This is a genomic window from Enterococcus sp. DIV0756, from assembly GCF_051710745.1.
Classification (GTDB): Bacteria; Bacillota; Bacilli; order Lactobacillales; family Enterococcaceae; genus Enterococcus_A.
The window spans coordinates 2,459,216-2,475,436 of record NZ_JBIOLF010000001.1 but is presented as its reverse complement, the minus strand read 5'-3'; the positions used below and the strand labels follow the sequence as shown (position 1 = coordinate 2,475,436).

15 protein-coding genes and 1 tRNA gene are annotated in these 16,221 nt (G+C 38.1%); 12 read left to right on the top strand and 4 right to left on the bottom strand.

Annotation, left to right across the window (positions count from 1 at the left end):
- Window positions 1-257: 257 nt before the first annotated feature.
- Both IGI44_RS12075 and IGI44_RS12070 read right to left on the bottom strand, forming a co-directional pair.
- Entirely contained in the window at window positions 258-1,466 is a 1,209-nt protein-coding gene (locus tag IGI44_RS12075; protein WP_438787954.1) for an LPXTG cell wall anchor domain-containing protein, read from the bottom strand.
- Between the two features lie 430 nt (window positions 1,467-1,896).
- Window positions 1,897-1,969, bottom strand: a tRNA-Lys gene (locus IGI44_RS12070).
- A 157-nt stretch (window positions 1,970-2,126) separates the two neighbouring features.
- Between IGI44_RS12070 and IGI44_RS12065 the strand changes: the two genes are divergently transcribed.
- From IGI44_RS12065 to IGI44_RS12035, 7 genes are all read left to right on the top strand, one after another.
- On the top strand, window positions 2,127-2,675 hold the full coding sequence (locus IGI44_RS12065; protein ID WP_438787953.1) for a DUF1836 domain-containing protein: 549 nt from the start codon (window positions 2,127-2,129) through the stop codon (window positions 2,673-2,675).
- The gene (locus IGI44_RS12060) at window positions 2,668-3,522 is read left to right on the top strand and encodes a DegV family protein (protein ID WP_438787952.1); all 855 of its coding nucleotides are present in this window, start codon (window positions 2,668-2,670) and stop codon (window positions 3,520-3,522) included. The genes IGI44_RS12065 and IGI44_RS12060 overlap by 8 nt, the downstream gene beginning before the upstream one ends.
- A 245-nt stretch (window positions 3,523-3,767) precedes the next feature.
- Window positions 3,768-4,472: a response regulator YycF gene (gene yycF, locus IGI44_RS12055; protein WP_438787951.1), complete on the top strand. Its 705-nt coding sequence runs from the start codon at window positions 3,768-3,770 to the stop codon at window positions 4,470-4,472.
- 2 nt (window positions 4,473-4,474) lie between these two features.
- Window positions 4,475-6,304, top strand: coding sequence for a cell wall metabolism sensor histidine kinase WalK (gene walK / locus IGI44_RS12050; protein WP_438787950.1), 1,830 nt, complete (start codon window positions 4,475-4,477; stop codon window positions 6,302-6,304).
- Complete coding sequence (locus IGI44_RS12045) at window positions 6,301-7,614, top strand: YycH family regulatory protein (RefSeq protein ID WP_438787949.1); 1,314 nt, start codon at window positions 6,301-6,303, stop codon at window positions 7,612-7,614. Before walK ends, IGI44_RS12045 begins: the two co-directional genes overlap by 4 nt.
- The gene (locus IGI44_RS12040) at window positions 7,615-8,460 is read left to right on the top strand and encodes a two-component system regulatory protein YycI (protein WP_438787948.1); all 846 of its coding nucleotides are present in this window, start codon (window positions 7,615-7,617) and stop codon (window positions 8,458-8,460) included.
- A 48-nt stretch (window positions 8,461-8,508) separates the two neighbouring features.
- The gene (locus IGI44_RS12035; protein WP_207108894.1) at window positions 8,509-9,318 is read left to right on the top strand and encodes an MBL fold metallo-hydrolase; all 810 of its coding nucleotides are present in this window, start codon (window positions 8,509-8,511) and stop codon (window positions 9,316-9,318) included.
- Between the two features lie 36 nt (window positions 9,319-9,354).
- Here the strand turns inward: IGI44_RS12035 and IGI44_RS12030 are convergent, their stop codons facing one another.
- Both IGI44_RS12030 and IGI44_RS12025 read right to left on the bottom strand, forming a co-directional pair.
- Window positions 9,355-9,975 carry an NAD(P)-dependent oxidoreductase gene (locus tag IGI44_RS12030; RefSeq protein ID WP_438787947.1) on the bottom strand — a complete coding sequence of 207 codons (621 nt, stop codon included), beginning with the start codon at window positions 9,973-9,975 and terminating at the stop codon, window positions 9,355-9,357.
- Window positions 9,976-10,054: 79 nt separating this feature from the next.
- The gene (locus IGI44_RS12025) at window positions 10,055-10,696 is read right to left on the bottom strand and encodes a lysostaphin resistance A-like protein (RefSeq protein WP_438787946.1); all 642 of its coding nucleotides are present in this window, start codon (window positions 10,694-10,696) and stop codon (window positions 10,055-10,057) included.
- A 188-nt stretch (window positions 10,697-10,884) separates the two neighbouring features.
- Here IGI44_RS12025 and groES point away from each other — a divergent pair, with 188 nt between their 5' ends.
- The 5 genes from groES to nadE all read left to right on the top strand — a co-directional run bounded on the left by groES (window position 10,885) and on the right by nadE (window position 16,002).
- Window positions 10,885-11,169 carry a co-chaperone GroES gene (gene groES / locus IGI44_RS12020; protein WP_010745764.1) on the top strand — a complete coding sequence of 95 codons (285 nt, stop codon included), beginning with the start codon at window positions 10,885-10,887 and terminating at the stop codon, window positions 11,167-11,169.
- 23 nt (window positions 11,170-11,192) lie between these two features.
- A complete protein-coding gene (gene groL / locus IGI44_RS12015; RefSeq protein WP_216410151.1) occupies window positions 11,193-12,821 on the top strand; it encodes a chaperonin GroEL in 1,629 nt (542 codons plus the stop codon).
- A gap of 289 nt (window positions 12,822-13,110) precedes the next feature.
- On the top strand, window positions 13,111-13,470 hold the full coding sequence (locus tag IGI44_RS12010) for a DUF1827 family protein (protein ID WP_438787945.1): 360 nt from the start codon (window positions 13,111-13,113) through the stop codon (window positions 13,468-13,470).
- A gap of 217 nt (window positions 13,471-13,687) precedes the next feature.
- Window positions 13,688-15,160 (top strand): nicotinate phosphoribosyltransferase, encoded by a 1,473-nt coding sequence (locus IGI44_RS12005; protein WP_438787944.1) that lies wholly within the window; start codon window positions 13,688-13,690, stop codon window positions 15,158-15,160.
- Window positions 15,161-15,177: 17 nt separating this feature from the next.
- Window positions 15,178-16,002: an ammonia-dependent NAD(+) synthetase gene (gene nadE / locus IGI44_RS12000; protein ID WP_438787943.1), complete on the top strand. Its 825-nt coding sequence runs from the start codon at window positions 15,178-15,180 to the stop codon at window positions 16,000-16,002.
- Window positions 16,003-16,221: the final 219 nt, after the last annotated feature.

The following is a 16,221-nucleotide window of genomic DNA, read 5'->3' as shown; positions in this document are numbered from 1 at the left end:
TTAATTTTTTCTGTAACACAATTGTAACATAAGAAATATTTTTGTAAACTAGAAAGTTGGAAATAGTTGAAAAAGTTTTTTCTGCTATTTTCGAAAACACCTTAAAGAATAATTACTATTATAAAGTTATTTTTATGAAAACATATCACAAAAAATGTTTTATGTATCTACAAGTTATTTTTCGAGGAAAAAACCGCATAAAATCTTGTTAATGATTTTATGCGGCTGATTTCAATTCAGTTAGTAAAAAAGGACAATTATACGCGAAAACGTCTCTCTAAAAGAATAAAACCTGACATAAGGAAGCAGGCAACCCCGATGATTGACAATACGAGAGTTCTCTTTTCGCCAGTTTTAGGATATTCTTTTTGCGCAGTTGCATTCATCGTAGCATCATTGTTTTGCAAACTTACAGGAATTGAGCTTGATCTTGGAATAGATAAAACACTTCCGTTAGCAGGATTAGTCGATGTTAACAGATTTAAATTTGGCACCAAAGGTCTGAGTCCATTTTCGCTTAGATGATTCTCCTCTTGAGAATTGTAAAGCCAGTGGAGGATACCTGAAAACAAATTATGATCCTTACTTAATTCTTCTTCGTAGCCGCTAAGATCATTTAAAATTTGAAGCAGTTCTTCATTTGTAAAAGGTCTAATTTGTAAAAGCCCTTCCTTATTTGAATAAAGAACTTGCAAATAAGTTTGTAATTTATCAATATCCCTAGCTAGTTCCTTAGTTGTGTCATAATAAATAGGCCTAAAAGATAGAACCTTTTCAACATCTGACCAAGAGATTACCTTATCTCTATAAACCATTTGTAGAACATGGACATAAGCACTCCAATCCATGAACATGATATCTTCACTGTAATGCGCGAACAATTTGAAGGCATTTTCTAGTTCTTGGTCCGTGTAGTCACTCAGTTCTTTCGGGTCTATTTTAAATTGTGAATGAGTTAAGACTTCGCGAATCTGCCACGGGTATATCCATTCAACAATAAGGTATTCTTCTTGGAAGGATAGGGCAGGTTTCGTTTTTTCAGCTATTTCTTTAGGATCTATTTTTCCAAGAGCGGATGATAGTGCTCTATTTTCTATAACTGCCGGAGAGATAGTTGTCTTCTCTTCAAGATTTTCAGAACTACTTGTGTTTGATTCAGTCTCTTCTGATTCTGCTAATGATTCATCAGTTGAAGACAATTCCTCCTCGGTTGAGATAATATCAATACTGGAGGTTTCTTCAGGTATTGTTGCTTCACTTTCAATTGTTGGTTCATCCGAAGTCTGAGTTTCATTAGCAACAGGTGCTTGACTTTCATCTGTGATATCTTCAGGTATTGATGTAGATTCGGTAATTAGTTCTTGGTCCGGAGTCGTCAATTCATCAGAGGTACTCTCAAAAGTATCGGCCAGAGCAGCGGCAGGAAAAATCAATACCAATAAACTAAACAAAACTATTTTTTTCATTAAATCACTCCTTGTTTTTTATACAGCGACAACAAAAATGTTTTAATACAAAAACCAACTAAAAGACTTCCTAATATTATTCAAATATATCACATAATTGTTATAAAGTATCTTTTATGTTGATTAAATAAAGGCGATTAAAGAAAAAACACCATGTACATATCAGTTTAAAACGTCGGGAAACGTTAATGATGTACTGGTGGTTTAGTTTTTATCTATTAAATAGGATATAAAGTTTAGTGTTCATGGTGGAAAATATGTTCAATTCACTAAAAGGGAGATCACGAGCATCTTCTTAGTTAAAACCTTTAAATATAGCTATTTGATGGGGAAAGTTCATCCAAAAAAACAAAAAATGCCACCACGCACATTCTTTTCTAAACTACCGAAGTAGCCAAGAATGCACTGGTGACGTGGGTTTGGCACCCAATGGGCCGTGAGGGGCTCGAACCCGCGACCCGCTGATTAAGAGTCAGCTGCTCTACCAACTGAGCTAACGGCCCAAACAAAGTACTTTCATATGTTAGCACTGAGAAAATAAAATTGCAAGAACAAACGTCAATTTTTTTATCGAAAAATTATCCAGTTATCTAGTTTTTAAAACTACATTGTATAATTTTCGTAATTTTGATAAACTACTAATGAAAGGGGTGTAAAAAAATGGAAAACAAAAAGCTCAGAACATGGGCAGAAGGTTTAAAAGAATTACAACTGCCTCGTTGGGAAGAGTTACCCGAATTAGAGTTATACATGGATCAAGTGATTACTCTTGTTGATCGTTATTTGTCGCCACTAATCGAAGATGAGAAACATCAACTTTTATCCAGCGCAATGGTCAACAATTACGTTAAACATAAATTAATACCGCCACCTGTAAAAAAACGATATAACCGAAATCATTTAGCGTATCTGATCGCCATTACTTTACTAAAGCAAGTTTTTGCAATTCCAGATATCAACGAGTTGATTCGGATGCAACTGGCGATTAACGAGCCCAAAGATGCCTATAATAGTTTTTGCATGGTACAAGAAGAAGCTCTATTACAGATAGCAAAAATTGTTTTAGGGGAAGAAGTTAGTCTCACTCGTAGGAGCGAGGATTTTTATTATTTGGCGATGGAAAGTGCGGTTGCCTCATTTACCCAGAAAATGTTAGCTGAAAAAATAATTCAATTGGACAAAGAGAAAGAGGGCGAAATTAATGAGTGAAAAAATTGCAATTTTAGTTGATTCTGGGACAGATGTTCCAAAAGAAGTGGTAGACAATGGACCATTTTTTATGGTTCCATTACGAATCATTTTTAGTGATCGAGAATATCGAGATGGGATTGATATCAGTTCTGATACAATTTTTCCATTAATCAAAAAAGAATTGCCATCGACTTCTTTACCTGACGGAGAGTTGATTCATAAAGTCTTTGATGAGATCAAAGAGCAAGGATATACGCATGTAATCATTGTAACGATTTCTAGTGGACTAAGTGGAACGTACAACGCATTACGTGTGCTTGGTGAACATTATGAAGGATTAGTCTTTCAATCAATTGATACGAAAAATGTTGGGATCGGTGCGGGAATTCTAGCAATCTATGCTGGTGACTTAGTCAAACAAGGAAAGTCTTTTACGGAAGTCATCTCGGAAGTTGAAAGTAAGATTCCTATGACAAAAATCTTTTTCAATGTTGATACGTTGGAATATCTGCAAAAGGGTGGTCGGATCGGGCTCGTTTCTTCTCTTTTGGGAAGTGCCTTGAAGCTGAAGCCAATTATTTCATGTAATTCGGATGGAATTTATTATACAGTGGCTAAGGTCCGCGGATTAAATAAGAGTATTGACAAAACGCTTCAATTAGTAAAAGAGCATGTTGGCAATCATAAACGGTTTAATTTGGCAGTAACACAAGCAGATGCACTAGAAACAGCTGAAAAAATCCGACAGCGGTTGCATGAAATGTTTCCGACAGCAGAGAATATTTATTTCGGTAAAGTTTCACCAGCGTTGTCAGTCCACACAGGTCCTGGTTCATTAGGTGTGGTGTGCCAAGTATTGGACTAGTAACTGTTTGGCATCTTGATGTTGCTGATTAATTTGTGAGCAACGAGAAAATAAAGCCAATTTTAAAAAGAAGGTGAGCCTGTGCTCATCTTTTTTGTTTATAATAAATGAATTCTTTTTCTATTTTTTCTTAAGTAATAGTTGTAAAAGATTCGTCGTCTGTTTGAAAAGATGAAACAGCTTTGAAATTATTGTATAATAGTAAGGCGTACATACAATCCTATAAAGGTATGAGGTGACTCTTAGTGAAAAAAATTCTAGTAGTTGACGATGAAAAGCCGATTTCGGACATCGTGAAATTTAATTTAACCAAAGAAGGCTATGAAGTCTTTACTGCGTATGACGGTGAAGAAGCCTTAGAAAAAGTTGAAGAGGTCAATCCCGATTTAATCTTATTAGATCTGATGCTGCCTAAAAAAGACGGTTTAGAAGTGGCTCGTGAAGTACGCAAGACCCATGAAATGCCGATCATTATGGTTACGGCTAAAGATTCTGAGATCGATAAAGTTTTAGGTTTGGAACTAGGGGCGGATGATTATGTAACCAAGCCTTTTTCTAATCGCGAACTAGTTGCTCGTGTAAAGGCAAATCTGCGCCGTGGTGGTCAAGCGCCAAAAGAGGAAGAACAAACAACGCAAAGTGATTTAACGATAGGTGATTTAACGATTCATCCTGATGCTTATATGGTTACTAAGCATGGCGAGACGATCGAACTGACTCATCGTGAGTTTGAATTGCTGCATTATCTAGCAAAGCACATTGGACAAGTAATGACTCGAGAACATTTATTACAAACAGTTTGGGGATATGATTACTTCGGGGATGTGCGAACTGTGGATGTGACTGTGCGTCGTTTACGGGAAAAAATTGAGGACAATCCAAGCCATCCAACCTATTTAGTAACAAGACGTGGCGTAGGATATTACCTACGTAACCCTGAACAGGAGTAAGTATGGAAAAGAAAGTCCGTTTTTATAGATCAGTCAATTTTAAGATTGCCTTTTCGTTTATCTTAATCTTGCTGATTTCAATCGAGATCATCGGTGCATATTTTATTAGAGGGCTTGAAAAATCAACGATTGACAATTTCACTAAAGACATGAATCAACGTGTGGCTCTACTAAGCACAACATTGGGTTCTACGATGGCAGAAGACAGTGAAAATGAAGCTGACCAGCTGCAACGGCTCTTGGAAAATAATTCCGCTGCCGATATTAAAGAAATGTGGGTCGTAGATGACAAAGGAATTGTTTTAGCTACGAATGATGTAGGACAAAAAGATTCTATTGTTGGAAAGCGAAATGAATACAGCGATATCGATGATTTTTCAATGAAACAATATGTGACCTTGGATGACAACAATAAGCGGGTATATATCAATGTTCAACCTATTCAGTCCCCGACCGGCGATTCGGCTGTGATCGGGGCTCTTTATGTTAAGAGTGACATTGAACAAAAATACTCTGAGATCGGCAATACTGCGTTAATCTTCTTTACGGCTTCTCTGATTGCAGGTCTGATTTCAATTGTTGTCGCCTTATTAGTAGCACGATCGATTACTAAACCTATCAAAGAGATGCAGAAGCAAGCGGTTCGGATTGCACAAGGTGATTATTCTGAAAAAGTAGATGTTCAGGGGCATGATGAATTAAGCCAATTGGCAGAGACCTTCAACAGACTGTCAGATCGGATTGAAGATGCACAAGATACAATGGAGGCAGAACGAAATCGATTAGATAGTGTCTTAACTCATATGACAGATGGAGTTATTGCCACCGACCGTCGTGGAAAAGTAATTACCATTAATGAAATGGCACTATCTTTATTGAACACCACCAGTGAAGAAGCAATTGGTCAATCGATTTTAACGTTGCTGGATTTAGAAGAAGAATATACGCTACGCAAGTTATTGGAAACTTCAGATGAGATTTTAATTGATCGTTCAAAATCGGACTCTGAGGAAGACCGTATGACCTTACGTTCTGATTTTGCTATGATTCGCCGTGAATCCGGCTTTATCAGCGGATTGGTTGTGGTTATTCATGATGTTACAGAGCAGGAAAAGACTGCAGAGGAAAGACGTCAGTTTGTTTCGAATGTGTCACATGAATTACGAACACCACTTACGAGTGTTCGCAGTTATCTAGAAGCTTTGGAAGAGGGCGCCTGGAAGGACAAGGCGGTAGCACCAGAATTTATCCATGTGACTTTAGGAGAAACGGATCGGATGATCCGCATGATTAATGATCTATTAAATCTTTCCCGTATGGATTCCGGAGCCCAGCAGATGGATATTGAATTGGTTAACTTTAATGAGTTAGTCGATTATATATTAGATCGGTTCGATATGATGGTGAACAGTCAAGAAAAGAACTATCGAATCGTCCGAGAATTTACGGAAAGAGATTTGTGGGTTGAGATTGACACAGACAAGATTATGCAAGTAATCGACAATATTATGAACAATGCGATCAAGTATTCACCGGATGGTGGAAAGATCGAAGTTCATTTGATGGAGACGCATAACAATGTTGTCTTAAGTATTTCTGATGAAGGCTTGGGAATTCCTAAGAAAGATTTAGAAAAAGTGTTTGAGCGTTTTTATCGCGTAGATAAAGCAAGGGCTCGTCAGCAAGGAGGAACTGGATTAGGTTTGGCCATCTCTAAAGAAGTCATGAAGGCCCATCAAGGTCAAATTTGGGTTGAAAGTGTCGAAGGTAGAGGCTCGACCTTTTACATTTCCTTACCTTATGAACCTTATGAGGAGGACATTTGGGAATGAAACTATCAGAAAAAATTATCCGCGTCGCGCTTTTGGCTCTGATCGTACTCAGCATTGTCCTAACCTATGCGATTTGGCTAAGTCCAACCTCGAAAACTGCGGATATCAATACAAGTAAACAGGCCGTAAAAAATGATCAGAACTATGCGAAGGCTACGGATGCCTTTTTACCAATTCGCGGTATTTGGGATGTAAATAAAGAAAAGTTCCAAACCAGTAGTGAAAATCTTTTAGCCACGACACAAGCTCGTTTAACAGAAAGCACCTATGGACAACTTCAGGAAGTTGCCCAAGGTGAAGAAGAGATCAAAAATTACTATAACTTGGATGATGGAATCGAATTGAACTACGAAGGCGGTTTTTCATTGACCGAATACGTGAAGGTCTTTGATATGCCGATCAATTTGAATTCACTAAAGGAAGCAGAAACACTGACTTTTTCAAAGATTCAAGTAGATTTTGCAAAGAAAAAAATTCGTTTTTTGAATTATGGTAAGGATACTGTCTATGAGGCTGCTATTTCCGCTGATTTCACTGGTTTAGAAACGATTTATCAAAAAAATCAAGAAAAATATTTGCCAATGACAGCAGAAAATCCTTTTGTTCCTCGTCTTTTACGCACAAAGGACCGAGTGCGTCTAAAAAAATATAGTTATATTTTGACGACACAATCGTATTCACTTTTCCGAAATGCATTTTTTCAAGAACCTGACCAAGCGAGAGGTGAAGAAGAGGCCAGTGGGGTGCGCTCCTTTGTTAGTGGGCATGAAGAGCTAATGATGGATGAACAGAAACGTCTAGTCACATTCACTGGGGAATTACCGAAGGATTTATCTAAAGAAAGCTTATACAGTCAAAGCTTTAACTATGTTAGCCGCTTAGGAACCGCCGTTGGTAATCTGCGTTACTTTGATCATCATGATGGACAGATCAATTTCAGAATCTTCGTTGAAGGATATCCGATATTTAGTGAGTCTTCAAAGGGAAAGATGAGTGTGAAGATTGAGGATGAATCCAATACTTCAACACCACAAGTTAAAATCGAAACAAGTATGGACACTGTTCAAGTACCTATACCTTCGGACGAAGAGGTTGAATTGCCGAGTACATTAGAAGTTGAAAATAATCTAGCAGCGGTTGGATTTGATTTGAATAAAGTTCAAAGCTTTATTATTGGCTATACCTGGCAAGATATTGATGGCGTGAATAAACTAGTTGCCTTGACTCCGGAATGGTTTGTCAAATATGACAACGATTGGTATGCTGCTAATCAATTAATGCAAGGGAATTTTGAAACGGAGGCGAGCTAATTGGATTTCAGAAAAATCGAATGGATCTTTTTTCTCGTCTTTATTGGGTTGAATATCTTTCTTTTTAGTATCTATTGGAATAATCAGCATGAACAAAGCCTTGTCACAAGCTCGAATCAACGCGAGGATATTCTTCAGCGTTTAGAAAATGACGAAGTAACAGTCAATGAAGAGGTTTCTGATGAGCATCGTGAAGGATATTATCTAAGTGCTGAACAAGATAATTTTGAATCGTTGTTGAGTGCAACGGGAAATCCAACGATTGCGAGAAATTCTAATATTTCAGATAAAGTGTTAACAAGTTATCCAAGTGAAGAAACAAAATTTGATTTGAAAAAAGCGACTAGCAGTTTTAATCGTTTGATGAAGAATAAGGATTTCATTCTGGATGGTCAAGAGTACACCTACTTACCGGATATTTCTAAAAAAGATGACGATTTAGCTAAAATAGTTGGAGCTCAATCTTATGAAGGAATCCCCTTCGTTGACGAAACCTCCCGTGTAACGTTAGATATCGAGAAAAACAATGATCAAGAGCAGGTTATGAAATATACTCAAACCCGTTTGAAGGAAATTGAACCCCTACGTGAAAAAATGACGCTTTATTCTGAAAAAGAGATTTTAAATACGTTATATATTAATAATAATATTCCGAGCAATTCAACGATCACTAATATCTATCTAGGCTATTTTCGAACACTCGAGGTACGTGAAAAAAATGTCTATGTTCCGGTGTGGTTTGTTAAAGTAAGAACCTCGGATAAGACAACACAAATTGAGAAAGTCAATGCATTAAATAATCAAGTGATTACGAATAATTTAGTTCCAAAGGTGGAAAATCCATAAAAAGGGTTGTATACTGAGAACAGTTTTAAAAGAGAGGACCAATTGCTCATGTTAGAAATGAATAATGCCTTCAATATCAGCATTTTAGCCAGCGGCAGTACAGGAAATTCTTTGTACTTAGAAAGCCCGCAAAAAAGAATTTTGGTTGATGCTGGATTGAGCGGGAAAAAAATCACTTCGCTATTGGCAGAGGTCGATCGAAAACCTGAGGATCTAGATGCGATTTTAGTCACTCACGAGCACCGTGACCATATCCATGGCGTGGGAGTGTTAGCGAGAAAATATAAATTACCTGTCTATGCCAACGAAAAGACTTGGGAAGCGATGGCTCCATTGATTGGAAAAGTTGACGTAGAACAAAAGCATATTTTTGAAATGGGGAAGGTATTGACTTTTGGTGATTTAGATATCGAAAGTTTTGGAGTTTCTCATGATGCGGCAGCTCCGCAGTTCTATCGTTTCTATAAAGATGGACATTCTTTTGTAATGTTGACGGATACTGGCTATGCTAGTGAACACGTGAGAGGAACGATTCGTGATGCCGATGCTTATTTAGTTGAAAGTAATCATGATTTAGAAATGTTGCGGATGGGCGCTTATCCATGGAGCTTGAAGCAGCGAATTCTTGGTGATCGTGGACACTTGTCCAATGATGATGGTGCATTAGTAATGACCGATATCTTAGGTGACCGTACAAAACGGATTTATTTAGGACACTTAAGTAAAGAGAATAACATGAAGGAACTGGCACACATGACGATGGAAGAAACCTTGACACGTTATGATCTTGGTGTGAACCATCAGTTCCAAATTTTTGATACTGATCCAGACAGTGCAACAGAACTATTTGCTATTTAAAAAGACAAGCTTGCTTTTGCAGGCTTGTCTTTTTTTCTAACTATAGACACTAAAATGCTGATTTAAATGTCTTGGTTCAATGACTTCATCAATCATAGCGATGGCGTAATCTGCCATACTGATTTCACTTTTACCAGCAGCATTTTTTTGTAAGTGATCATCACTAACTTGATAGTGGCCTGTTCGAGGACCATCGGGAATAAAATTTGCAGCAGGACTTAAGTAGGTCCAGTTTAATTGTTGAATAGACTTTAGGTCTAAAAATGCTTGGTACATATTATAGGCAGTTGGATAATAGATCGCATTTGGATCAGAAACATCGATCATTCGGTGATTCTCATCGATAAACAAAGAAGAGGTTCCGCCGACGACAATTAGACGAGTCTCCGTTCCTTGCAAAATAGTGCTTAGATGTTTTAAAGATGTTTGGTGCAGTTCTTCTTTTCCAACCGGTGGCCGAAATGCATCGATTACAACGTCAAAAAATTCTAAATCTTTTGTAGTAAGCTCAAATAGATCCTTTACTAAAATTGGGACCTTAACCTCTAGTCTCTCTGGATGACGTACGATTGCAGTAACTGCCAAGTGACGATCCAAAGCCTCTTTTAATATAAATGAGCCAGCATGACCAGTTGCTCCGATAATTGCTACCTTCATATAAAAACCTCCTTAGACTAAATCTATCTTTAGTCTAAGGAGGTTTTTATAAAATAGCAAAAGATTCGTTTCGCAACTGTTATGACTGCAACGCTAATTGTGTCAGGATAACTAATAAATTCATACCTACATGGGTAATCATTGATGCCCAAATGCGTCCGCTATAGCGATACATGCCGCAGAATAAGAAACCTAAACCTGCGTACAACAAGTAATGGCCGTCATTGTGTGCAAAAGCAAAAAGAGCGGAGCTTAAAAGTGCTGGTAAGAAAAAGCCGAATCTTTTCTCTAATGCCCCGAAGATTGCACGACGAAAAACAAATTCTTCCATAATTGGACCGGCAATCGTAGTCGCCAAAATGAAAATCATATTATTCATGATCAATTGAACAATGTTTTGCGTATTTTGTGAAGCGACTGATTGTCCAAGCAAACGTTGCTCGATTTGCAAAATAAGCATTTGTAGAATTAAGGATGCTGGAATCCCAATGATTCCTATTAAAATAGTAATCAGAAGATTTTTTTGTTGCCCCTCTAATTGAAATGATCGTGACTTAACACGATAAAAAATCATTAGGATAGCACCTAAAAAATAGGTCAGTGTGGTTAATTGAATAATTAGTGAAGGCCCCGCCTTTAAAAAGCTTTGAAAAACGACAGGTGAAAAGAGCACTAATCCATACGTGAAGATCGTAATAAAGCTATATTTTTTTTCGGTCATTAGTTTTCCTTCCTAAACGTTTATTGTTCTCAAGTATATCATACATTTTAAAAAATTTAGCGTAGAAAAAATCAAACGAAGGACTTGCAAAAAAAAACAAAAATGGTATTATAAGAATTGTGAGTTAGCACTCGATAACTAAGAGTGCTAACGACTTAGAAAATCATTACTAGTTGGAGGGATTTATTGTGTTAAAACCATTAGGTGATCGTGTCATTCTTGAAGTTACTCAAGAAGAAGAAAAAACAGTTGGAGGCCTAGTCTTAGCTTCAGCGGCCAAAGAAAAACCTCAAACAGCTAAGGTTGTAGCTGTAGGTGAAGGCAATGTGTTGGAAAACGGTCAAAAAAGTCCAATGCCAGTAGCTGTTGGTGATATGGTAATGTTTGAAAAATACGCAGGTACAGAAGTGAAATATGAAGGCAGTGAATATTTGATCATCGCTGCAAAAGATATTATGGCAATCGTAGAATAAAAAAATAATGAGGTGAAAGAATCATGGCAAAAGATATTAAATTTTCTGAAGACGCTCGCGCAGCAATGCTACGTGGTGTAGACAAATTAGCAGATACAGTTAAAGTTACATTGGGACCAAAAGGACGTAATGTTGTTTTAGAGAAATCTTATGGCTCTCCTTTGATCACAAATGACGGTGTAACGATCGCAAAAGATATCGAATTAGACGATCATTTCGAAAACATGGGAGCAAAATTGGTTTCAGAAGTTGCTTCAAAAACAAATGATATCGCTGGCGACGGTACAACGACAGCGACCGTTCTTACACAAGCAATCGTTCGTGAAGGCTTGAAAAACGTTACTGCTGGTGCAAACCCAATGGGTATCCGTCGCGGAATCGAATTGGCTACGAAAACAGCGGTTGAAGAACTACACAGTATCTCTGAAGAAGTAGATTCAAAAGATGCTATTGCACAAGTAGCGGCTGTTTCTTCTGGCAGTGATGAAGTAGGTAAATTAATTGCCGAAGCCATGGAAAAAGTTGGTAACGACGGTGTTATCACAATTGAAGAATCTAAAGGGATTGATACTGAATTAGACGTGGTTGAAGGAATGCAATTTGATCGCGGCTATCTATCTCAATACATGGTAACAGACAATGACAAGATGGAAGCAGCGCTTGAAAATCCATATATCTTGATTACAGATAAGAAAATCTCAAATATTCAAGATATCTTGCCATTGTTAGAACAAGTATTGCAACAATCTCGTTCATTATTGATCATCGCTGACGATGTGGACGGCGAAGCATTACCAACATTGGTATTGAATAAAATTCGCGGAACATTTAATGTTGTAGCAGTTAAGGCTCCTGGATTTGGTGATCGTCGTAAAGCTATGCTTGAAGATATCGCAATTTTAACTGGCGCAACTGTCATTACAGAGGACCTTGGTTTAGATCTTAAAGAAGCAACAATCGAAAACTTGGGTACTGCTGGTAAAGTTGTGGTAGATAAAGACAATACTACGATTGTTGAAGGCGCTGGCGACAAGGCTGCATTGACTGATCGTGTTGAAATGATTAAACGTCAAATTGGCGAAACAACGTCTGATTTTGACCGTGAAAAATTACAAGAACGTTTAGCGAAACTTGCTGGCGGTGTAGCAGTCGTTAAAGTTGGTGCGGCTACAGAAACAGAATTAAAAGAATTAAAATTACGTATTGAAGATGCGTTGAACTCAACACGTGCAGCTGTTGAAGAAGGAATCGTTTCCGGTGGTGGGACTGCATTAGTCAATGTCATCAAGCGAGTTTCTGAATTAGACGCTGAAGGCGATGTGGCAACAGGTGTGAAAATCGTGGTTCGTGCTTTAGAAGAACCTGTTCGTCAAATTGCTGAAAATGCCGGTTTTGAAGGTTCAGTTGTTATCGATAAATTGAAAAATGCGGATCGTGGAACTGGTTTTAACGCAGCTTCTGGTGAGTATGTCAATATGATCGAAGCTGGAATTGTTGACCCAACGAAAGTGACTCGTTCAGCTTTACAAAATGCTGCATCAGTATCTGCGTTGTTATTAACAACTGAAGCAGTTGTTGCTGACAAACCTGTTGAAGGCGGCGCAGCTGCTGCCCCAGCAATGGATCCATCAATGATGGGCGGCATGATGTAATCAGAGCGTTAATTGAAAAGTCATCGGGAAGTTTTCCGGTGACTTTTTTTGACTAGAGAGCGGTGTAACATATAGAAGTTTTTCATTTCTATACGGTCAAAAAAACAACGAAGGCTGCAATCCTTTTACTAATTGAAGTTGCCATTTGGTGGAGTTATCAAGATTTTTTTCTTTTTCATAAAAATTTTTTTATTCATTAAAAAACATTTGCTGCGTGTGTTAAAATGATCATAATAAAGAAAATAAATCAGTCGCATAGACTAAAAAGATATAGATGGGAGAATGTTGAATGAAATTAATTGAGACCCCTTTAAATAGTAATGTTAACTTAGAAACACTATATCCTAATCTAACAAAATACTTTTTTGATAAACGTCCAGCTGTAAAACTGCTTAAATTGTACGCTTATGATCGGACGAAAATTATTTATGCGGATCGTTTTGATACGATTGATTTGTTATTATTGAATCGTCAGCGCAAAATCAGCCATCAAGAAGTAGACACAATTATTCATCGGCTGTTAAAAGTTGATCGCGAGGACGTTACTGTGGATGTCGGTTATAAAAAGCAAATTATGGAAGCCGGCTTACGTCCAAAAGAGACCTATAAAGATATTATCGCAGTGGAATACAAGATTCCTAAAGAATAGCAATGAACGAGAAAAAGGCTTAAGGCCTTTTTTCTTTTACCAGCATTTATACGAGTAAGCTTCCATGATTAACAGTGAAGAAAATAGGAACACTCGGGTAAGTACTCTAATGAATAGATTTCTTTGGTATAGAAGAGCTAACACTACTCCCGCTGATTTCTTATGCTATAATAAGTGAAATAGTTCAAATTACTAAAAACAAATGAGGAGCATGACTATGAAAAAGTTGTACGAAGATGACAGTTTGACACTTCATACGGACCTTTATCAGATCAATATGATGAAAACTTATTGGGAGACAGGTCGAGCGGATCTTCATGCCGTATTTGAGTGTTATTTCCGTAGTATGCCGTTTGATAATGGCTATGTCATCTTTGCGGGTCTTGAACGACTTGTAAATTATTTGGAAGAACTGACTTTTAGCGAAAGCGATTTGGCATATTTGTCTGAGGTAGAACACTATCCGGCAGCGTTTATCGATTATTTACGAGATTTCAAATTTGCTTGTACGGTTCGTTCTGCAGTGGAGGGGGAATTGGTATTTAGCAATGAACCGATTATTCAAGTAGAAGGACCGTTACTTCACTGTCAATTAGTTGAAACAGCACTTTTAAACATTGTAAACTTCCAAACATTGATCGCAACAAAAGCGGCACGAATCAAATCTGTGATCGGCGATGACCCGTTGTTGGAATTTGGCACACGTCGGGCTCAAGAGTTGGATGCAGCACTTTGGGGAACACGCGCGGCCTATATCGGAGGTGCGGATGCCACAAGTAACGTTAGAGCAGGGAAAATTTTTGGGATACCTGATAGCGGAACGCATGCTCATTCATTGATTCAATCCTATGGGAATGACTATGAAGGCTTTAAAGCCTACGCTCAAACGCACCGCGACTGCGTCTTTTTAGTCGATACGTACGATACGATCAAATCGGGAGTGCCGAGTGCGATCAGAGTTGCCCGTGAAATGGGTGATAAAATCAATTTCTTAGGCGTACGAATTGATAGCGGTGATATGGCTTATATCTCAAAACGAGTGCGTCAGCAATTGGATGAGGCAGGTTTTCCTGATGCGAAGATTTACGCATCCAACGATTTAGACGAAAGCACAATTCTAAACTTGAAGATGCAGCATGCGAAGATCGATGTCTGGGGTGTCGGGACAAAATTAATTACGGCCTATGATCAACCAGCTCTTGGGGCTGTTTTCAAATTGGTGTCCATCGAAAATGAGCAAGGAGAAATGGTGGATACCATTAAACTTTCAAGCAACGCCGAGAAAGTAACCACTCCTGGTAAAAAACAAGTTTGGCGAATTACGCGTAAATCTGATGGGAAATCAGAGGGTGATTACGTAACGCTATGGGATGAAAACCCACGGGAAGAAAAAGAGCTCTATATGTTCCACCCCGTTTATCCGTATATCAATAAAACGGTGAAAAACTTTGAGGCTCGTCCGGTCTTGAGAGATATTTTTGTAGACGGCAAGCTTATTTATGAACTACCTGATTTAGAAGAAGTCAAGCAGACTGCCAAAGACAGCTTGGATTCATTATGGGAAGAATACAAACGCGACCTAAATCCACAAAAATATCCGGTCGATCTTTCTACAGAGTGTTGGAACCACAAAAACAAAATTATGGACCAGGTACGTAAATCTGTGGTAAAAACGGAACAAGAAGATTAAAGGAGTGGATACCTATCATGACGTTACAAGAAGAGATTATTCAGGAACTAGGAACGAAACCAACAATTGATCCAAAAGAGGAAGTTCGTAAAAGCATCGACTTTCTAAAAGCTTATTTGTCCAAATATCCTTTTTTAAAAACATTTGTTTTAGGAATCAGCGGAGGACAGGATTCTTCTTTAGCTGGTCGATTAGCTCAGCTTACGATGGAAGAAATGAGAAAAGAAACAGGCGACGCTGCCTATAAATTTATTGCCGTTCGTCTTCCATATGGTTCTCAGGCAGACGAAGCGGATGCTAAGCGAGCGCTAGATTTTATTAAACCAGATGTTAGTCTGAGCGTGAATATTAAAGGAGCGGTTGATGCAGAGGTTGTTGCGCTGGAAGAAGCGGGGGTTACAATTAGTGACTTTAACAAAGGAAACATCAAAGCGCGTCAACGAATGATCACGCAGTATGGAATTGCTGGCGACAATCAAGGTGCTGTTATCGGAACGGATCATGCGGCAGAAAACATCACTGGCTTTTTCACTAAGTTTGGAGATGGCGGTGCGGATATTTTGCCACTGTTTCGGTTGAATAAGCGTCAAGGAAAAATGTTATTGAAAGAACTAGGCGCAGAAGAGGCTTTGTACATGAAAGTCCCAACTGCTGACCTAGAGGATGGAAAACCATTGATCGCCGATGAGGTAGCCCTTGGTGTAACGTATGATGATATCGATGATTACTTAGAGGGGAAGACGATTGACGAAAAGGCTCAAACAACGATCGAAAATTGGTGGAACAAAACACAACATAAACGTCATTTACCCATCACAATCTTTGATGATTTTTGGAAATAGATCAGTGATTTGCTGACTAGCGGAGTTTTCTCTCCGCTAGTCTTTTTTATTTTTAGGTTCAAGGGGAACCTTCTTTACTTTCGTCTGATTTCTCGCTAAACTATTGAGGATGCTCGCTCATTCCAATTATCTAAGTGATAGTAGTAATCGCATAAATGCGGGAAATATTCTATAAATGAGCAGCGGAATTTTCGTTCGTTAATAACAGGGGAGTTATTA

Bases quoted from the DNA above. Each gene is read 5' to 3' on its own strand.
- IGI44_RS12065 (WP_438787953.1), top strand. From the start codon at position 2,127: ATGGAAAACAAAAAGCTCAGAACATGGGCAGAAGGTTTAAAAGAATTA.
- IGI44_RS12060 (WP_438787952.1), top strand. From the start codon at position 2,668: ATGAGTGAAAAAATTGCAATTTTAGTTGATTCTGGGACAGATGTTCCA.
- IGI44_RS12005 (WP_438787944.1), top strand. From the start codon at position 13,688: ATGAAAAAGTTGTACGAAGATGACAGTTTGACACTTCATACGGACCTT.
- groL (WP_216410151.1), top strand. From the start codon at position 11,193: ATGGCAAAAGATATTAAATTTTCTGAAGACGCTCGCGCAGCAATGCTA.
- nadE (WP_438787943.1), top strand. From the start codon at position 15,178: ATGACGTTACAAGAAGAGATTATTCAGGAACTAGGAACGAAACCAACA.
- IGI44_RS12030 (WP_438787947.1), bottom strand. From the start codon at position 9,975: ATGAAGGTAGCAATTATCGGAGCAACTGGTCATGCTGGCTCATTTATA.
- walK (WP_438787950.1), top strand. From the start codon at position 4,475: ATGGAAAAGAAAGTCCGTTTTTATAGATCAGTCAATTTTAAGATTGCC.
- IGI44_RS12075 (WP_438787954.1), bottom strand. From the start codon at position 1,466: ATGAAAAAAATAGTTTTGTTTAGTTTATTGGTATTGATTTTTCCTGCC.
- IGI44_RS12035 (WP_207108894.1), top strand. From the start codon at position 8,509: ATGTTAGAAATGAATAATGCCTTCAATATCAGCATTTTAGCCAGCGGC.
- IGI44_RS12025 (WP_438787946.1), bottom strand. From the start codon at position 10,696: ATGACCGAAAAAAAATATAGCTTTATTACGATCTTCACGTATGGATTA.
- IGI44_RS12045 (WP_438787949.1), top strand. From the start codon at position 6,301: ATGAAACTATCAGAAAAAATTATCCGCGTCGCGCTTTTGGCTCTGATC.
- IGI44_RS12010 (WP_438787945.1), top strand. From the start codon at position 13,111: ATGAAATTAATTGAGACCCCTTTAAATAGTAATGTTAACTTAGAAACA.